This is a genomic window from Terriglobus roseus (genome assembly GCF_900102185.1).
Classification (GTDB): domain Bacteria; phylum Acidobacteriota; class Terriglobia; order Terriglobales; family Acidobacteriaceae; genus Terriglobus; species Terriglobus roseus_A.
The window spans coordinates 3658471-3675781 of the sequence record NZ_LT629690.1 but is presented as its reverse complement, the minus strand read 5'-3'; the positions used below and the strand labels follow the sequence as shown (position 1 = coordinate 3675781).

Sequence of the window (17311 nt, the reverse complement as noted above, 5' to 3'; positions counted from 1 at the left end):
TCACATGCAGACCGCACCGACAGGAAAAGTGATTGCTCCCGCAGTGGGAGACGCGCGGATTTTTCTGATCTTCAGTGTGCGCGATCAGGATGAAGGCAATCCGAATGTAAAGGTGAAGGGCATACAGGCCTTTCTTGCCGAGAGATTTCATACAAACTGTGTTGGCAAGGTGCGGGCGCAGCATCCGCTGGTGCATGAGGGGCGATCTCTTTCATTTCACATTTGGAAAGAGGTGCCGGGCGGCATGTCGGTTTCGCCGGAGCTGGAACCTTCCGTTGTAGCAGCGCTTGGATCGCACGGGCCGGCAGGGAAGACAGCTTCAGTGACGGCTCTGCAGGCCTCTTCTGAAGGGCTGAATCTGCTGAATGGAATGTACTCGCGGCCAACGGGTGATCCGCGAGCGTGGCCGACTGCGGATGCAGCGAAGTATCGACCAACGAAAAAGGGGCTCAGCCTACGGCTTTCCAAGGCCGCGCAGCGGAGGCTGAGTACTACGGCCACCGAACTGCTTGTGGAGTTTCGGGAGATCTTTGTTGTGTTTCCTTCTGACTTGCGAATTATCGTCGCCGAGTTGGAGGTGGTGAGTTCCGGGGGAACACCCGTAGACCCGATTGCGGTGGAAGAGGCGCTGCATATCCTGACGCATCGTTCGCGCAAGGATGATTGCCGTCTGGCGGCGTTTGCTGATGGTGATCCGATTGGCGTCACCGAGATGCTGGGACATGCGTTGTCGATGAAGCGCTTCGAACTGATGGATAGTGTTCGGACGTTCAGTTATAGCGCGATGGTTGTGAATCACTCGCCGTCCTGTACTTACCTTGAGGAACTTGCGTTTCGTTTTTCGCGGCGCTACACCACGGACTATCGGTTGAGCCGAACGGAAGTTGAGTCTGCGCTGTATTGTCCTTTTGAAAGCGTTGTCCACGCCTTCTCGTTGGAAGGAGCGGCTTCTGTTGCTGATGGTTCGGATGATTTTCTAGCGAGCCAGTTCTTATCGAGGGTGCGGCAGAGTTATCTGTGGATGGCCATCCTGGCATTCCATGAACAGTCGTATTTGCTGAGCCTGGTGGAGCAGGGCTCTGCGAATGCAACGAATGATGCGACGCGGGCAAGTACGCTTCGAGGGATGATCAGCCATCTGCTGGACTTTCGGATGAAGTTTCGTCTTCCTCTCGTGAGCCAGATCAGCATGCACAATCAGACGTACGAAAGGCTGCGTCTTGCGCTTGGACTGGATGATCTGATTCGCAAGATTACGTTTGATGTGGTGGAGGCAGAACGTTGGCTCACGCAGGAGTCGCGGGTGAAGCGTGATGCCGTGCGTCAGCGTATGGAACAGGAACGAGAGCGCACTAAAGTGCGACGTCGCAGATTGCGCCCGTTAGAAGTTTCGGTGTCCGCGTTCCTGATGTTTGGAATTACGTTTCTTTCCTTCGACACGCTCACGAACAAGCTGTCGAAGATGCTGACCGGAAAAGAGCCGGGGCATCAGTGGGAACTTACCATTGTGCTCTGCATTTCTGCGGTGGCTGCGTGTCTGCGGGGCTGGCAGGTGTATCAAGAGATCGAGGAAGATCCATTTGTTGAAGATTTGAACGACGCAGCGGCAGAGAGTGGTGAACCCACGGAAGAGGCGCTTGCGATGGTTGTTGCGAGTGGTGCTACTGAATAAATCCGATCCTGCCTGCTTGGCAGGGCTTCGAGGTCAACGTGCAAGATACGCTTGTGCAACACTTCGCCTCCAGCGGCTCAGAAGCTCTCTCGCTGCTGATGCAGCCGGATACGGACATTGTTCACATTGGGGTTACGCCGTTTGCGTTGGCGATTCGGCTTGGCATGAAGCTGAAGATCGTGGGCATTGTTCAGCGCCTTGGCAAGTCGCATGGTGTTGTTCTTAGGGAGCGACCGAAGGAGGGGATTGCTCAAAGAGCATCGAAGCGACGGCCACTTGTCCTGGGAACGATGGCAGGCTCGACGGGGCATGAGATCGCCAGCGAATGGTGCAGGCAGAGACAGATACCTGTTCGCTTTCTCTATCTTTCTCCTGCGCAGCAACTGATTGCTTTTCGCGACAGGTACATTGATGGCATCGCTTCCTGGGAGCCTTTTCTCACTCGTGCGAAGAACCTTGGCGGTGTATCGGTTGGTGATGCAACCTGCTTGCCGCACAGTATCTTCAATGTGCTGTGTGTCACCGAGTCGGCATTGAGCACGAAGTTGGGAGCGATCTGGCGTTTCCTGCAGGCGACTGCAACGGTTTCGGCGAAGCTGGCCACGGGAGAATGCCTGGACGAATTGCGAAGCCTGCCTTGGCTTTATGGCAAAGACACTACGCTTGAGCAGTTTCAGACGATGATCCGCGAAGGGTATCGTTGGCCGGCAGAGCCCCTTTCTGATTTCGATAAAACGCATCTTGACCGCGCTTTAAAGGCCTCGCATGACTTTCTGGAGAGGAGTGGATTTCCAACGGATCGGAGTCTGACGAATCAGGTGGTTGAGATACTTGCGGGCCCTGCAGTGAAGACAGAAGTGACACTGAACGTGGGATACACAGATTCGTTTATGTGTACTGCTTATCACCTCGCTCTGGTGCAGGGAACGTATCAGGAGCACGGTTTTATTGTTCCGTTGCATACGCTTACTCGCGGTCAACGGCTGGCCATGATCCGAGATACGGCATTGGCGAATGATCTCGCGAAGCTGGAGGCCAGTGCGGCAGAGGACCCGGTGGATGTGATGGCCAAGTGTCGTGTCATCTCAGAAGAGCTGGTGACGAAAGTGTTCTCGGAACTCCACGACGAGAAACCTGAAAATCAGAAGAAAAAACTAGAACCGATGTTGATGAAGCTGGAGCAGCTCAACGCGTTTTCCGATACGAGTGTTTACGCCGCTGCCCAGACGATCCGCACTTCCGGGAATTGGGCGACCCACAAGGGAAGGGCTTCCACAATACCGAAGGTCGAGCTGGTTCAAAGTGCTCGGGAGTTAGTCAATCAGTTGCTGAAGGTCATTGAATGGTATGAGACGGAAGGCAAGTCGCTTGCTGAGAAAAACCATTGCTGCGTGCAATGTGAGCAGCTTTTGGAGCGTAGTGAAGCCTTTTGTACTCATTGCGGAACCCAGCAACATTACGACTGCAGCAATTGTCCCAAGAAAGATCTGAAACCGAGAGACAAATTTTGTCCGGACTGCGGTACGCGTCGCACGCTGATCAAACGAGATGTTTCGAGCGCTGCGAAAAAAGATTAGTGCGCAGAGTGGTCTTCTTTGCGCGCGATGACGATTGGTTGATAGAACGTTGTCGCTTCCGGCATCAGCCATTCGATTTCTTTGAAGCTGTTTGCTTCAAGGCTCTGTGTAAGCTCGGCCCTCGTTATCGCGCGATATCGAGAGGCGTAATGCTTGCTTGTCCAGAGTGAGCCAGAGTTCCAGGTCAGGTAGAGATGAAGTTCGTATTGGTTCTGATCCCAGTCCCACACCTGATGAACAATGCGCCGAGTTTCGTTGTCAGAATAGAAAGTGGGGCCTTGAAAGGTCGGCCGCGTGGATAGCAGGCTGTCATAGTCGCGAAGCGTGGCGAGCAGAAGGCCTCCGGGTTTGAGTCGAATGGAGATACTCTCAAGGGCCTGGCTCAGAGCTTCATCGGTCAACAGATGAGGCAGAGCATTATCCCCAACCAAGACTGCGTCGAAATCTGATTCGTGAAGAACAGAAAGATCTCGCATGTCGGCCACATGGAATTGGATATCCAAGCCCAACTTGCGAGCTTCACTGGAAGCTCGTCGTACTGCCATCTTGCTCAAATCAGTTGCGACGACGCTATGACCGCGTTGGGCCATGCCGAGTGCTTGTGTTCCGATGCCACAGGCGCAGTCGAGTATCTTTAGAGGGCGTTGAGTCAGCTTGTTCTCAAGCAGCGGACCGAGAACACCTGCCTGTCGTTCAATCGAACGGCCCCAATCCTCAAAGATTAGATGATAGTGTTCCGCCAAATCATCGTAGAATCCCGCGGTATCCGCACTCATGGTTTTCCTCAACTGTTGTATCCGCATTCCATGATGGTCATTCTTTTCGCTCGGTGCAAATGGACTGTTAATGGGTTCTGCGCCACGGTCATCTGTTCCTCTGGCGCAAAGAAGCGGGGCCTCATGATGAGGCCCCTTTGAGGGAATTAATGCTTCTTTTCCTGGGGGAGGAATTCTATTAGTTGGTTACGGGGCGGTTGTCCGCCACGGTTGCGGTTTCGGGCGTGGGGCTCACTGTCAGATCGTCTTCAAGACGGAAACGCACGAGGGATTCCGCTGGGATGACGATGTCACGATTGCCCGTGGTGCCTGCGATGACGGTGCCGAGGCCGCCACCGGCGAGCCCGCCTGCGAGGAGGCCGACGCCTCCGCTGGCGATGCCGCCGATGAGCATGCCTGCGCCTGCAGTGCCGCCGATCCAGCCTGCGGTACGCTTGCCCTTACCCTTCTTGCTGGCGACGAAATCTGCGGTTTGTACCGGGTAAGCTTTGCCGTCGTGCATGATCGAAGTCAGGCGCAGTTCCAGTACGGAGCGGCCTTTGAAGTGGCCCCGGCGGTGTGCTGCGTCCACTACGCCGCGCACGTCGGTACCGCGCGGCAGGATGACCTTACCGTCACGCGTGACACTCTCCGAGAGGTCGCCTGTGAAGCGATCGCCAATGTGGGCGTGCTTCACGTCGATGCGCTGGTTGATGCGGATGGCCAGCGTGGTTCCTGCTGGGATGGTGATGTCAGCGGGAACGAACTGGGGCGCCGGAGTGGTCGTCGTGGTAACAGGTGCTGTTGCAGCCGTGGTTGCGGGATTTGTGCTGCTATAGGCTGCAGTCGCAGGCGGCGCGGTGGCTGTCTGAGTAATGGTGCCTTCAACCATCATGCCGGGTGCTTTGAATCGTGCGGCATGGCTGGGGGCGGGATGGATGCCCTGGCTCCAGTCCGGCAGACCCTGCGTGGGTGTGGCACCTGCGGGGATGGTGGACTGGACTGTTGTTGGAACACTGGCTCCGGGCGCTGCCGGGGTGACCATGGTCAGCGTGGTGCTGCCGTTCGGCTCTGAATAGACCACTTCCTGCGGTTGACCGGTGGCTGTTACGTCCTTCTTTGCCGCGTCGATTGCGCTTTGCTGCCGGGAGCACCCGGTGGTCATGCAAGCGACCAGGGAAAGCGCAACCATGGGCGGTACAAAACTTTTCAGGGAAATCATTGGTACTTCCTCCGCCGCGGGAGCACTCATCTGCTGCTCTTTTTTCACCGCGCAATGTCTGGGATGCAACATGGATTTTCTCCCGATGCCTAAGGGAAGCTGAAATCACCTTTATTTGCATGGGTTTCCATGAGTTGCCTGAAGAGAGAGGAAATTGTGGCGGGCTGTGCCGAGGTGGAACAAACTCGGTAACACTCTTTGTCTGATGGGTTTTATGGGGAAGGTCGCCCAAGAAGATGCCCCGGAAATAATCCGGGGCATTGGGAGCTGGTGCATAAGCAGGGAGAAGTGGGGCGTCGCCTGGGCAGATAAAGGGGGCTAGAGGCCAAGAATTGATTTGTAGGCCTTGGGTGGAGCGCCGGCTTCAGAGCCAAATTGCAGTTCACCAAACGGAGAGCCACGCTTGGGTTTCGGATTTGTTTCCTCTGCCTTGGAAGTGGGCGTGACGGTGTGGATACCGCTATGGCGCTTGTTCGCACCGGACAAATGGGTGTGTGTGTCTGACTTTTTCCAGGAAAGACCCATAGACATCTCCTCACGAAACAACGTTACGAAAGGCGTCTGGAGTTACCGCGGAGCATCCCACGGAAACTGAAGGCGAAGAAGCAGATTCTTTTGTTGGTGGGAAGCATACGCTTTCTGCGTAATTCGGCACGGAATTTTTCATGTGTGATTGGCTCATCAACAAGTTGTGTGCATTGCTGCAACGCGCGGGGCGGTCAGATATCCTGAAAGGGATGCTTGGAAAGTGGTATGCGGACTGGATGATCCGCTGGGAGACTGCGCTGACCACCCGCGATACGAATCGCGTGGTGCGGCCGCTGGAGTGGGGTTTTGACTGGCTTGCGGATTTCAGCGAGCTGGCCGCGGAGTCGCATCGGCTGGACATGGCCGGGCAGTTGACCACGCTGGATGCGTTGGACCGCATGATGCGCGTGAATGAAGAGATTGTCGCGCGCAATGCGGAGTTCTACGGCTATGCCGTGCCGACGGATTTTCAGTTGGAGCATCGGCATCCGGAGTTGTTTCCGACGAATGTGCGACCGGAGACGCTGGCGCAGGATCAGCAACTGAAGGATGACGCTGCGAGCGGCAAGTTAGATAAAGCGGAGTTTCTGCGATTCACGTCGCCGGTGCATTCGAAGTATCCCGAGAACGATGCGGTGAATGCGCGGTGGTACCCTGAGCCTGCACACAAAGATCCGAAACGAAAGAAGCAGGCCATTGTGGTGATGCCACAGTGGAATGCGGATGCGTTCAGCCACAACGCGTTGTGTGCCATCTTCAACAAGTTCGGTATCGCGGGGCTGCGGTTGTCGAAGCCGTATCACGATATCCGTCGGCCTGCGGAGTTGGAACGTAGCGACTATGCGGTGAGCAGCAACATTGGTCGTACGATTGCCGCGTGCCGACAGGCTGTGGTGGATATTCGCGCTTGCGTGGATTGGCTGCAGGCGCAGGGCTATGAGCAGTTCGGTGTGTTGGGCACATCGCTTGGCTCCTGCTACAGCTTCATGGCTGCGGCGTTTGATCCGCGTATTCAGGTGTGCGCGTTCAATCATGCGTCGACTTGGTTTGGCGATGTGGTTTGGACAGGGCAGAGCACGCGGCATATTCGTGCAGCGTTTGAACGCGAGGGGCTGACGCAGGAACAGGTGCGCGCCATCTTTACGTCAATCAGCCCGATGAGTGTGATGGATCGCTTTGCTGCGGAGAAGACGCGACAGACGCTGGTGATTTATGCACCGTGGGATCTCACATTCTTGCGCGAGTTTTCGCTGGATGTGCTCAGCAACTTCCGTAAGCGTGGTGTGAACTTTGTCAGCCGCGTGTTGCCGTGCGGGCATTACACCACGGGCGAAACGCCGTACAAGTACATCGATGGCTGGTACATGGGGTCGTTCATTCACAAGGCGTATAAGCAGATGCGGGAGCGTGCAGTTTGAAGCGACTGTTGCTGATGTCGGTGGTGTGCTCGGCGTTGATGGGCTGCAAGACTGTACCGCCGCCGAAGCCTCTGACTCAACTCACACCGCAGGAACATGCGGGCTATGTCGCTTATCAACAGAATTGCGCGCAGTGTCATTACGATCGGGATACGGGATCGCTGCATGGGCCTTCGCTGTTGGGCGTGTACAAGAAGCCGTATTTGCAGAGTGGTGCGCCCGCGAACGATGAACGCATTACGTGGACCATTCAGCATGGGCGTGGCATGATGCCACCGCTGGGTGGGCAGGTTTCGCCGGACGATATTGCGTCGATCCTGGCTTACCTGAAGACGCTGTAATTGGAAAAGAGACGATGAGCGAGAAGGAAGTAAAACGCATCAAGTTGCCGCCGGGTTCTGTGCGGCCTGACATTGAAGGATCGAAGGGCCCGCGCATGTTGCCGGGCATGGCGATGATTGCCATCTTCATGTTGTTTGTGTCGATGGCGAATGCGATCAATGTCATTGCGCATCGGGATCAGTTTCGCACCAGCGCTCTGTACGCCATCCTTACTGTGGCCACGATGATCCTGATTGGCGTGTTTGGATTTTTGCGTTTGAAGCGCTGGGGATGGGCGTTGTTGCTGGGCGGATGCTTCTTCTATTCGTTGGGCAATGCAACGCTGTTTTTTCAAACGCGTCAGCCGGGGTATCTGTTGCCTGCTGCGTTTTCCATGGTGTTCTTCCTGTACCTGGTGCGTACGGAGATTCGCGAGCGCGTGAAGTAAGCGAGCGTTAAAAAAGCAAGAACGCAGCGTTCGTAGTGAACGCTGCGTTTTTTTGTTCCGGAGTTGAATGCAGAGTTCTAGGTGAACATGAACTCTGCGGTCATCTTCGCGGAGACGCCGGGCACGAGGCGTGCCCACTGTGCGCTGAAGCCTTCGGGGAAGATGACCGGGTGGTATTCGCCTGCGGCCAGCTTCACTGTTTCGTACTTCACCCATGTGCCATCGCCGAGGAAGTCGATCTGGATTTCAACGGTGCCTGCCTTGTCGCTGATGAGGTGAAGCATCTTGTGTTCGAAGCTGGTGAACAGGAATGGGTCGGATGGTTCGCCTGCTTTGACCATATCTTTGCGCCATGGTCCGCCCCAGCCTTTTGGTTTGCCCCATGACCATAGGTCATCTGTCTTTCCGAACCAGATGCCGCTTTGCGGTTGGCCTACGACGGCGTTGTTGTCGTTGTTGGGTGTGGTCTCATTGCCTCCGAGTGCGAGCATGCCGCGGAAGCTGCAGTAGTCAGGGATAATGCGCAGGTGCTGGCAGACGGGCTTCACGCCCCAGATTCGGTCTTCAAATGCGATGGGCTGCAGCTCATAGAACATGCCCTGGATGTCCATCATGTAATGCTCGGTCTCCACTTCGCGGATGCGCATCCATTCGGTCTGCCAGCCTTGTTCAAACGCATGTGAGGGCTTGGGCAGCCGATAGAGTTGCCACTCGCCTTTGACGAGTGCGCGGAAGAGTACAGACTTTTCATCCCATCCGCTGGCGAACATGACGTTGCCCATGTTTTCGCGCGCGGCCACGTCCATGTGCGGCTTGTCGCTGATGCGTTTCCATGGCCCTTTGCCGTCCCACTCGAAGAGACCTGCTTGTGTTTCACCGTAAGCAAAGAAGCCGTTGTTGGAGACGACAACCCGACCCTGTGCGGTGTAGCCGCCTTTGAAGTGTGGCTGTGCCTTGATGCTCATGTCCTTTGTGAGATCTGTCAGCAGGCGCGGCTTGAGGTCATTCACATCCATCTCGAAGACGAGGCCTTCCATCGTCATGAAGTAGACGCGGTTCTTTGGATCGGTGAGGTGCGGCATGGTGGATGTGAGGCGATGTTCTACGAGGCCTTCAATGCGGCGCCACTTGCCGGTGGAGTCAATGACGTATGGGCCGATGATGCATTGATTGCTGGCGTGATGGATGAAGCGATTGGCGTAGACTCCGTTGGGCATATCGAGCGCCTCGATCTTCAGATCATCTTCGAGGCGATAGAGGCCGAGCCCGGTACCAGTGCGTTTGCCGGAAGAGTTATAGGTGACGGCGTAGAGGCCATCTGCCCACGGCATCAGCGCGCCTACACCGCATTCGGTGCGCGCAGCGTTGTTGTCTGCACGGATGCCAACGTTGGGGATTCCTGGAATCACTTTCTGCGCTACGGCGTAGCCCGTGGTGGCGGCAAGCGAAGCAAGGAGGGAACGGCGAGTAACGGAACGCGGCAGGTACGTCATGAACAGCATCTCCCTTGTGTGCCGAACAGTCGTCGCATGTTTGCGCACAGGCGGTGACGACTGTTTTGTGGCAGCGGAAGCATAACGCATTAGTCAAACGATTAACTAGCCGGAAAATGCGAAACTGTGAAGATTTTGCATTTCCGAAACCCGAGGCTTACAGCTTTTATGAAAAGGAGAAGCCATCCCACAGACGCAGTTCTGCTTCTGCGGGTTGTTGCTTCACCTGGCTTGTTGCGTTGAAGAGCATGGTGGCGCGCTGCTTTGCATCCCACTGCGGCCATGTGGGCAGGCCGGTTGCGGCGGGAGCGTTGCCCTTAATGAAGTTCACCCATGCCGTGTGCATTTCTTTGGAGAGTGTCTGCGCTGCAGGTGGTTCGTCTGTGGCGAGATGTTCAAAGACGTAGCCAATGTCGTACGCGTGATAGCTGGTGCCTTTGTGCGGGCCGGTGGCTGCGGTCTCGTCGAGACGATAGAAGTAGGTTGCCCCACCGCCGCCTTTCTTGTGGGCTTCTGCTACGCGGATGCTGGGCACCCAATACTCTTCTGCGGTGAGCGCCCGGATGTTGAGGTCTGCAGTGGACATCTGCGGATAGATTGCTGCGTATTTTGCAAGGACAGCCTGGAATTGTGCTTCGGTGGAATTGCCGAGGCGTTTCTGCGTGATGGGCTCTGCTGCGTGTTCGCCGAGATAGAAGGCGCTTTCATCGCGGCAGGTGCCGATGAGCAGGCGTTTGCCGCGTGAGGTACCTGCCGCGATGGCGGGTATGGCGCGATGCGGTAGCAGTTGGCCTCCGCCTTGTACGCGCAGAGGAAAGTTGCCTGGCGCGGCCTGGATCATGCGTTCCTGCAGTGTGATGAGTTGTTGCGAGGACAACGCAAGAATCGCAGCGTGGCTGCGGTCTGTCAGCTGCGATGCGAACGCTTCTGTGACGCGATGGGCGCCTGCGGTATCGAGAATGCGTTCACCACCACCACTCTCGGAGATTGCTGCGGAGAAGTACGGGCGCGCTTCGTCTACAGCCAGCAGGAATGCTGTCAGCTTTGCACCTGCGGATTGTCCGCCGATGGTGACGCGTGTGGGATCGCCACCGAAGGCAGCGATGTTTTCATGTATCCATCGCAGCGACATCACGAGATCGCGCAGGCCATTGTTTGCACTATCCGCATAGTCCGCGCCGAGCAAGGGCGACCAGTCGAGGAAGCCGAAGACGCCCAGGCGATATGCAACCGTGACCATGATGACGCCGTCACGCGCGAAGACCGTGCCGTCCACGTCTACCGGACTGCCGCCGGTAAATCCGCCGCCGTGAATCCAGACAAAGACGGGAAGAGGGCCTTCGATTTTTGTTGGTGTGAAGATGTTTAGGTACAGGCAGTCTTCGTTTTGGTTGGGGTGGCTGGGCTGCATAGCGCTAGCGGAGAACTTTGTAGCGTCAAGAATGCCGCTCCACGGTTTTGCGGGTTGGGGTGCGCGGAAACGCAGTGTGCCGATGGGCGGCTGGGCGAAGGGGATGCCGAGGAAGCGTCGGATGCCGTTGGTTTCTTCGCCAGCCACCGTGCCGAGCTTTGTCTTCACCTGTGGACGATTGCCAGATGTCTGTGCGAGAACGGGGCGGAAAGCTGCGCCTGCCGCGGTTATCCCTGTGTATTGCAACATCTGCCGACGCGTCCACACTGTGCTCATTTCATCTCCCTGTGCGATGTCCTTTGTATCAAAGGCGAGGTGTTGCGTGGTCTTGTAGCTGCTTTTGACGCAAGCAAGAGCGGCTTCACGCGATGGTGAAGCCGCTCGCCCTCGAGGACGTGAGGGAGGGGGCTAATTCTTCTGCATATCTTCGACCATTGCCAGGAAGGCGTCGCTGGTTCTCATGTCGGCGAATTCCTTGTCGTGCATGAGCCGGTTGCGATCGCGGAAGCCTTCCAGGATGGCTTTGCGAAGGTAGTCGAGGGCCATCTTCTGGCTGCCTGCCTGCGCGTACGTGGCCGCCAGGTGATAGTGGATTTCACTGGCGCTCTGCACCTTTGAATTGGCTGGAATGCCGCGGTTGGCGCTGCGTTCCAGGATGCCGGGGTCAATTGCGAGAGCTTTGCGATACTCGGCGTCGCCTTTGCGGAAGTTGCGCTTCGCGTAATAGAGCGTGCCCAGGTTCTGCATGGTGTTGGGATCGTTTGGCTTCAGCTTCAGCGATTTGCGATACATCTTCTCTGCACGCGCAAGATCGCCCTGGCTGTGCGACAGCGTTCCTAGGTTGTTGTATGCCTCGGCGTATTTCGGATTGAGTTTGATGGAGTCTTCAAAGCTGGCGCGCGCACGGTCCCACATGAACATGTGTTCGCAGGCAATGCCCATCTTGTTCAGGATGACTGCGGTGGGCTGAAGCTGCTCGTAGACGTGGATTGCGGCGAGATAGCGTCCGCGAACGGCGAGTGTGTCTGCCAGACCTTCCGTGGGGGGCAGAGTGGAAGCTGTGTCGGCGGGTTTGTCTGTTGTCGTGAGGACCGCCGGAGTGAGAGGCGTTTCTGCGGCAGGAGGAACAGCCTGCTGGGCCCAGAGCAGATACGGCGCGAAGAGTAGCGGAATGAGAATGGAGCGAACCATGGAAACCCTCCTTCCCGGGGGAGCCACAGCCTTAGGGGTGAAATGGATAGTGCTCCTGCGAGGGGGTCGTATGCAAGGGGTATTTTCATAGAACTGTAACAATGTGCGCGTTGGCGATGCTGCCGCAGCTTCCACCGGGAGCGAAGGGGTTGCGGATATACTGCCGCAATCATGGCAACGGCGAAGAAGTCTTCCGCGAAAACAATGTCTGCAGAGAGCTTTGATCGGCGTATCGATGCGCAGATCGCAAAGGCACCCGACTATGCGAAACCCATCCTGGAACATTTGCGACAGATGGTTCACAAGGCTGTTCCGGAGGTCGTGGAGGATGTGAAGTGGAGTCGTCCGTTCTTCACGGTGAACGGTGAAAACCTATGCTTTATGGCGGCGTTCAAGAACTACTGTGGATTTGGTTTCTGGTCGCCAAAGATGCCGGAGTATCTGGAATCGCAGGGGATGCCGAAGGTGGAAGGCGCGGGAAGCATCGGCCAGATTGCTTCTGTGAAAGATCTGCCGAAGGACCTGCCGAAGTATGTGAAGTATGCGGCTGAGTTGATTCGGAAAGGCGAAGCCGGTTCTGCAATGGAAGGCCGCACACGCAAGGGCACACGCCAGGAGATTGAAATGCCGGATGCCTTCGCCGTTCTGCTGAAGAAGTCAAAGAGCGCAAAGACGTATTTCGAAACGCTGCCGCCGAGCTGCAAGCGCGAATATCTGGAATGGATCACGACGGCGAAGAAAGAAGAGACGCGCGAGAAGCGCATGGGCGAAACCATTGCGATGTTGGAAGCGGGGCGTCGTTTCAACGACAAGTATCGTTCGTGCTGATTCTCGTTTGAAAACGACAGGAAATAAGAAAGCCCGCATCTTGTGCGGGCTTTCTTATCTTCACGAGTTCTTAGTAAGGACGAGGTCCGCCCGGTCCACGCTGGTGGCCCCACCACGCGTTGTAGCCGCGCTGGAAAGCAGACTGATAGCCACGGCGATCTGGTCCGCGGTAGTTGCGATACTCATCGCGGTTCATCACTGTGGGGCGGCGATGATTTTCAAAGTCCTTCTGCGCACCATACAAGCCATCACGATAGCCCTGGCGCTGGATATCGCGGGTATATTCGCGAGGAGGTGCATCCCAGCGTCCGGGGCCCTGGCCGTAGCCCGGGGGCGGAGGCGGTGGCCCCTGAGCGAAAAGTGCTGCAGGCGTGGCAATCATGCCAGCGCCAAGTACGAGTGCTGCGATACGTGTCTTCATGTTCATTGGTGCTCCCTCACTTCCGAACTGCATTGGAGTGGACACAGAGTTGGAGCAAAGGTCGCGGCCCTCTCGTTGCCTGATGTGCAAAAAAGAAGACCGCGTTCGATTACCAAACCTTGCAAACGTTGGCCTTCACCATGGGCGCAGTCTTTGCACATTGAAATGCATTCGCAAATTCCGGCATGTTCACCACAATGCCATTGATGCGTGCATAGCCGGGCGAATGTTCGTTGGTGAGTGCGTTCATGCGAAGTTGTTCGGGTCGCTGGCTCTCACATGCCCACTGTGCGAATCCTACGAAGAAGCGTTGGTCTGGTGTGAAGCCATCAACAGGCATGAGTCGTTCAGCTTCGGTTGCTTTCTTCCATGCCATGTAAGCAATCAATGTGCCGCCGAGGTCGGCTACATCTTCACCACTGGTCAGCTTGCTGTTGATATGAATGTCATCCACCACGGTGTATGTGGCGAACTGATCGCGCAGACAGTTGATGCGGTCTTCAAACCCCTTTGCATCTTCCTTCGTCCACCAGTCGCGCAGGTTGCCTTCGGCATCGAACTGGCGTCCCTGGTCGTCGAAACCATGCGTTAGTTCATGGCCAATCGTAGAGCCGGTGTTGCCGTAGTTCGGTGCGTCGTCGGCCTTTGCCTCATAGAGCGGTGGCTGCAGAACACCCGCAGGGAAGTTGATGTCATTCATCTGCGGATCGTAGTAAGCGTTCACCGTTGGTGGTGACATCATCCATTCATTGCGATCGACGGGCTTGCCGATCTTGCCGAAGTCGCGCTCACTTTCGAACATCACCGCGTTGTGATAATCGGCGAAGTAATCGTTGCGCGTGACGGTCAGCTTCGAATAGTCGCGCCAGTGATCGGGGTAGCCAATCTTGTTGCGAATGGTCTTCAGCTTCTTCAGTGCTTCAGCCTTCGTTGCAGGGCTCATCCAGTCGAGGTGTTCAATCTCCTGCTTCATGGAATCTTCAATGAGATTGGTCATCAACTGCGTCTTGGCGCGTGTGTCTGCAGAGAAGGTGCGGCGGACAAACTCCTGTCCGAGCGCTTCACCCATGTAGTCATCCACCTGGCGGGTGCATGTGCGCCAGCGGGGAGACATTGTTGGGGTGCCGCGCAAGTAGTGGCTGAAGAAGTCGAACTGGGCTTCACGCCATGGCTTGCTCATCTGCGGTGCGGCTGAGGTGAGAGCGTGGAAGCGTAGATACGCTTTGAGCGTATCGAGCGGTGCTGTTGTCAGTTGTTGCTGCAGTGCCTTGTTGAAGTCTGGCTGCGAGATGTTCAGCGTGGTGAAGCTCTGCGCTCCGGCGAGTTGATAGAAGTGTGCCCAATCGACTGCAGGCACTTGCTTCTGCAGGTCGGCGAGCGTGAGGCGATGAAAAATCTTGTATGGATCGCGGCGATCGACGCGCGAAAGCGACGCTGTTGCCAGCGCGGTCTCGAGTTTCATCACCGCGTCTGCATCGGTCTTTGCGTGTGCTGCGGACTCGCCGCTCATGGTGAATAGTTTTTCGATGTAGGCGACGTACTTCTGCCGAATCTCTACGCTCTTCGGGTCGGTCTTCAGGTAGTAGTCGCGGTCGGGCAGGCCGAGTCCGCCTGCGTCTTCACCGGCGATAACGTTGTTTGCGTTTTGCGGGTCCTGCGTGGAGCCGGCGTTAAAGAAGAAAGAACCATCCACGTCGACTGCGAAGGCAGGCAGGTCTTTCAACAGAGCTTCGCGCGATTTGTAATCCGCAATACGTGCGAGTGCGGGCTTGACCGGATCGAAGCCACGCTTATCGATTGCAGGTTCGTCGGTGCAGGCTGCGAAGTAATCGCCAATCTTCTGCTGGGTGGCATCTCGATCTTTCATGGCCGCGGCATCGCGCAGGATGCCCCATAGAAACTGCTGGTTCTCGTAGGTCAGTTTGCCGTAGACGCTCCATGCTGACTGGTCGGCGGGGATGGGATTGTTCTTTTGCCAGCCGCCACATGCAAATTTGTAAAAGTCGTCGCAGGGATTCACGCTGCGGTCCAGGCTGGTGAGGTTCAGCACTGGTGAGTACGGCAATGTCTCCAGCGGGACCAATGGCTTCTGTGCGCCGGTGGGTGCAGGTTGCGAGGTCAGATTTTGTGCGGAGACACTCGCGGCAAACAGTACAAACGGCGCAACGGTCAGAAAGCGCATAGGGGGCTCCAAAGAAAGACTTCGATCCTTTGTAGCAAGTACGCGCGACGTATGCCGAATCGCAGCGGAAGTTTCCCGGCGCGTCTGTTTGGGACAACTATGAGCGTTATGGGTATCCGCTGGGGGACGTGTAGGACTGCTTTTAGTCGCTGTAGGAGCGCAGGCGCGCGGGCATGGCGTCTTCCGCAAGGTCGTGGCCGCAGTTGGTGCAGTACACGTCCGTGATATGAACGCCGCGGAAGCACTGGCCGCATACCGGCTTCATCTGGAACTGGCATTGCGGGCAGAAATGGAAGTCGCTAGCGACTTCAGTACGGCATGAGGGGCAGCGGCTCAGGATGGGCTGGCGCAGCAGGAAGTAAACGATGGCGCCAATGCCGCCGGGCATGACCAGCACAATCAGCATCCACAGTGCGGGACGCATGTTGCGGCGCTTCACATCGCGGCTGATGTAACCAATCAGCAGAACATAGCTGGCCAGAGCGGCTCCCCAGCTATAGCTGCCAATGGCATGCATGACGGGGTTGCCGTGGCGCGGTCCGCCGGGAGGGGGGCCGCCAAAGTATCCATAGCTGAGCATCTGGATACCGACAAACACCATGACGGACAGAATGACCGACCAGAGCGGAATCATTTTCAGCTCGTCGTCGCTCTGTTCCACGTCCGGTCGCTGGCTATGTTCCGTCTTCCACACCATGGGGCTTACCTTACCTTGTCATTGCGGTCCGACGGACGACGATTGCGACGGAGCAGCACCACCGCGGCCGTGATGACCGAGAGTGGTAGAAACCATAGCAGCAACAGGCTTACTTCGCTACCTGCATCTGCGCCCAGATCCACAATTCGTTTCCAGATGCCGGCGATGTCTGAAATGCTTTCGTCTGTTACGTGCAGCACAGCTGCAGCGATGAAAAGAAGCAAGGCAGAACACACAACAAACGGAACAATCAGGTCGCGGGTGGTACGCTTGCGCTCCCGCATGGCATTGGCACGCTGACGAATGACGCGATGGGTACGGTTAACCACCGCCGCGCGTGCATTTAAACCTGGGGTGCGCGGGTCCTCCGAAATTGCCATGCTCAAGAGAGCCCTCCCTGAGCGGCCGTCCTTGGGACGAGGTTCCGCTCACGACGGAGCTTCTCAATCTGCGGCTTCAACGCAGCAAGGCCGCGATACAAACGCGACTTCACCGTGGAGAGTGGAGACTTCGTGACCGCTGCAATCTCTTCCAGCGCCATTTCCTCATGGAAACGCAGTACCAGCACTTCGCGGTAGGAGGCGTGCAGGTCCAGCAGCACGGCGCTTACTTCTGCGGCATCTTCGCGGGAGCAAAACTGCTCAAACGGCGAAGGTCCGTCAATCGCAATCTCAAAGGGGCGCTCGTCATTGCCTGGGTCCTGCAGCTCATCCAGCGACGCCATGGTGCGCTTGCGGGAGAGATCAATGGCCAGGTTGCGGGCGATGGTGAACAGCCATGTATCAAAACGAGCCTTGCCGTTGTACTGTGCGCCGCGCATCAGCACGCGCATCCAGGTCTCCTGGAACAGATCCTCGGCGGTTTCGCGCTTGCCGGTCAGGAAGGTCAGGTAACGCATCAGGCGGTGCTGATAGGTGTCGATCAGACGATCGAGCAGATCAGGGTCCTGCCGCTTCAGGCCGAGCGCGATCTCCGCGTTCTCCTGCTCGCTGGCTTCCAGCATTGCCGCCGAAATGGACAAAGCACCCTGCACATCATTGTTGACGCGGGGTTGTCCGGAAAAGACTCGGTTCCCGAAAGAATTTTCTTTCAGCATGAGGAAAAGTTGTCCCTGAGTACGCGAAGGTGTGCGATGCGGTCCGGCTCA

General features: G+C 56.7%; 17 protein-coding genes. 6 read left to right on the top strand and 11 right to left on the bottom strand.

Features of this window, described 5'->3' with window-relative positions; all coding sequences use genetic code 11:
- The first annotated feature begins 4 nt into the window (after positions 1–4).
- Entirely contained in the window at positions 5–1672 is a 1668-nt protein-coding gene (locus BLT38_RS15440; RefSeq protein ID WP_083345981.1) for a hypothetical protein, read from the top strand.
- Between the two features lie 164 nt (positions 1673–1836).
- Entirely contained in the window at positions 1837–3249 is a 1413-nt protein-coding gene (locus tag BLT38_RS15435; RefSeq protein ID WP_172838298.1) for a double zinc ribbon domain-containing protein, read from the top strand.
- Here BLT38_RS15435 and BLT38_RS15430 read toward each other — a convergent pair.
- The 3 genes from BLT38_RS15430 to BLT38_RS15420 form a co-directional block, all read right to left on the bottom strand.
- A complete protein-coding gene (locus BLT38_RS15430; protein ID WP_083345979.1) occupies positions 3246–4025 on the bottom strand; it encodes a class I SAM-dependent methyltransferase in 780 nt (259 codons plus the stop codon). The two genes, BLT38_RS15435 and BLT38_RS15430, sit on opposite strands and share 4 nt — an antisense overlap.
- A gap of 178 nt (positions 4026–4203) precedes the next feature.
- Positions 4204–5226: a hypothetical protein gene (locus tag BLT38_RS15425; RefSeq protein WP_156785158.1), complete on the bottom strand. Its 1023-nt coding sequence runs from the start codon at positions 5224–5226 to the stop codon at positions 4204–4206.
- Positions 5227–5544: 318 nt separating this feature from the next.
- Complete coding sequence (locus BLT38_RS15420; protein WP_083345977.1) at positions 5545–5751, bottom strand: hypothetical protein; 207 nt, start codon at positions 5749–5751, stop codon at positions 5545–5547.
- 212 nt (positions 5752–5963) lie between these two features.
- Between BLT38_RS15420 and BLT38_RS15415 the strand changes: the two genes are divergently transcribed.
- The 3 genes from BLT38_RS15415 to BLT38_RS15405 are packed head-to-tail and all read left to right on the top strand — an operon-like array spanning position 5964 to position 7941.
- Complete coding sequence (locus BLT38_RS15415) at positions 5964–7172, top strand: alpha/beta hydrolase family protein (RefSeq protein WP_083345976.1); 1209 nt, start codon at positions 5964–5966, stop codon at positions 7170–7172.
- Positions 7169–7513, top strand: a complete 345-nt coding sequence (locus tag BLT38_RS15410; protein WP_231966548.1) for a c-type cytochrome — start codon at positions 7169–7171, stop codon at positions 7511–7513. Before BLT38_RS15415 ends, BLT38_RS15410 begins: the two co-directional genes overlap by 4 nt.
- Before the next feature lie 14 nt (positions 7514–7527).
- The gene (locus tag BLT38_RS15405; protein ID WP_047490602.1) at positions 7528–7941 is read left to right on the top strand and encodes a hypothetical protein; all 414 of its coding nucleotides are present in this window, start codon (positions 7528–7530) and stop codon (positions 7939–7941) included.
- A gap of 77 nt (positions 7942–8018) precedes the next feature.
- Here BLT38_RS15405 and BLT38_RS15400 read toward each other — a convergent pair whose 3' ends face one another.
- The 3 genes from BLT38_RS15400 to BLT38_RS15390 form a co-directional block, all read right to left on the bottom strand.
- Positions 8019–9434: a hypothetical protein gene (locus BLT38_RS15400; protein WP_156785157.1), complete on the bottom strand. Its 1416-nt coding sequence runs from the start codon at positions 9432–9434 to the stop codon at positions 8019–8021.
- Positions 9435–9600: 166 nt separating this feature from the next.
- On the bottom strand, positions 9601–11121 hold the full coding sequence (locus tag BLT38_RS15395) for a carboxylesterase/lipase family protein (protein ID WP_083345975.1): 1521 nt from the start codon (positions 11119–11121) through the stop codon (positions 9601–9603).
- A gap of 132 nt (positions 11122–11253) precedes the next feature.
- Positions 11254–12036 carry a tetratricopeptide repeat protein gene (locus tag BLT38_RS15390; protein WP_172838297.1) on the bottom strand — a complete coding sequence of 261 codons (783 nt, stop codon included), beginning with the start codon at positions 12034–12036 and terminating at the stop codon, positions 11254–11256.
- Positions 12037–12207: 171 nt separating this feature from the next.
- Between BLT38_RS15390 and BLT38_RS20560 the strand changes: the two genes are divergently transcribed.
- Positions 12208–12864 (top strand): YdeI/OmpD-associated family protein, encoded by a 657-nt coding sequence (locus tag BLT38_RS20560; protein ID WP_156785156.1) that lies wholly within the window; start codon positions 12208–12210, stop codon positions 12862–12864.
- A 70-nt stretch (positions 12865–12934) separates the two neighbouring features.
- Here the strand turns inward: BLT38_RS20560 and BLT38_RS15380 are convergent, their stop codons facing one another.
- From BLT38_RS15380 to BLT38_RS15360, 5 genes are all read right to left on the bottom strand, one after another.
- A complete protein-coding gene (locus tag BLT38_RS15380) occupies positions 12935–13285 on the bottom strand; it encodes a hypothetical protein (RefSeq protein ID WP_231966547.1) in 351 nt (116 codons plus the stop codon).
- A gap of 109 nt (positions 13286–13394) precedes the next feature.
- Positions 13395–15467: a M13 family metallopeptidase gene (locus BLT38_RS15375; RefSeq protein WP_083345972.1), complete on the bottom strand. Its 2073-nt coding sequence runs from the start codon at positions 15465–15467 to the stop codon at positions 13395–13397.
- Positions 15468–15609: 142 nt separating this feature from the next.
- Positions 15610–16164 (bottom strand): zinc ribbon domain-containing protein, encoded by a 555-nt coding sequence (locus BLT38_RS15370; RefSeq protein ID WP_083345971.1) that lies wholly within the window; start codon positions 16162–16164, stop codon positions 15610–15612.
- Between the two features lie 5 nt (positions 16165–16169).
- Positions 16170–16544 (bottom strand): hypothetical protein, encoded by a 375-nt coding sequence (locus BLT38_RS15365; protein ID WP_083345970.1) that lies wholly within the window; start codon positions 16542–16544, stop codon positions 16170–16172.
- Positions 16545–16546: 2 nt separating this feature from the next.
- Positions 16547–17167 carry an RNA polymerase sigma factor gene (locus tag BLT38_RS15360; protein WP_231966893.1) on the bottom strand — a complete coding sequence of 207 codons (621 nt, stop codon included), beginning with the start codon at positions 17165–17167 and terminating at the stop codon, positions 16547–16549.
- Positions 17168–17311: the final 144 nt, after the last annotated feature.

Excerpts from the sequence above, each read along its gene's own strand:
- BLT38_RS15425 (WP_156785158.1), bottom strand. The coding sequence starts at position 5,226 with ATGATTTCCCTGAAAAGTTTTGTACCGCCCATGGTTGCGCTTTCCCTG.
- BLT38_RS15400 (WP_156785157.1), bottom strand. The coding sequence starts at position 9,434 with ATGACGTACCTGCCGCGTTCCGTTACTCGCCGTTCCCTCCTTGCTTCG.
- BLT38_RS15440 (WP_083345981.1), top strand. The coding sequence starts at position 5 with ATGCAGACCGCACCGACAGGAAAAGTGATTGCTCCCGCAGTGGGAGAC.
- BLT38_RS15370 (WP_083345971.1), bottom strand. The coding sequence starts at position 16,164 with ATGGTGTGGAAGACGGAACATAGCCAGCGACCGGACGTGGAACAGAGC.
- BLT38_RS15415 (WP_083345976.1), top strand. The coding sequence starts at position 5,964 with ATGCTTGGAAAGTGGTATGCGGACTGGATGATCCGCTGGGAGACTGCG.
- BLT38_RS15405 (WP_047490602.1), top strand. The coding sequence starts at position 7,528 with ATGAGCGAGAAGGAAGTAAAACGCATCAAGTTGCCGCCGGGTTCTGTG.
- BLT38_RS15435 (WP_172838298.1), top strand. The coding sequence starts at position 1,837 with ATGAAGCTGAAGATCGTGGGCATTGTTCAGCGCCTTGGCAAGTCGCAT.
- BLT38_RS20560 (WP_156785156.1), top strand. The coding sequence starts at position 12,208 with ATGGCAACGGCGAAGAAGTCTTCCGCGAAAACAATGTCTGCAGAGAGC.
- BLT38_RS15430 (WP_083345979.1), bottom strand. The coding sequence starts at position 4,025 with ATGAGTGCGGATACCGCGGGATTCTACGATGATTTGGCGGAACACTAT.
- BLT38_RS15375 (WP_083345972.1), bottom strand. The coding sequence starts at position 15,467 with ATGCGCTTTCTGACCGTTGCGCCGTTTGTACTGTTTGCCGCGAGTGTC.
- BLT38_RS15360 (WP_231966893.1), bottom strand. The coding sequence starts at position 17,167 with ATGCTGGAAGCCAGCGAGCAGGAGAACGCGGAGATCGCGCTCGGCCTG.
- BLT38_RS15420 (WP_083345977.1), bottom strand. The coding sequence starts at position 5,751 with ATGGGTCTTTCCTGGAAAAAGTCAGACACACACACCCATTTGTCCGGT.
- BLT38_RS15380 (WP_231966547.1), bottom strand. The coding sequence starts at position 13,285 with ATGAAGACACGTATCGCAGCACTCGTACTTGGCGCTGGCATGATTGCC.
- BLT38_RS15390 (WP_172838297.1), bottom strand. The coding sequence starts at position 12,036 with ATGGTTCGCTCCATTCTCATTCCGCTACTCTTCGCGCCGTATCTGCTC.
- BLT38_RS15365 (WP_083345970.1), bottom strand. The coding sequence starts at position 16,544 with ATGGCAATTTCGGAGGACCCGCGCACCCCAGGTTTAAATGCACGCGCG.
- BLT38_RS15395 (WP_083345975.1), bottom strand. The coding sequence starts at position 11,121 with ATGAGCACAGTGTGGACGCGTCGGCAGATGTTGCAATACACAGGGATA.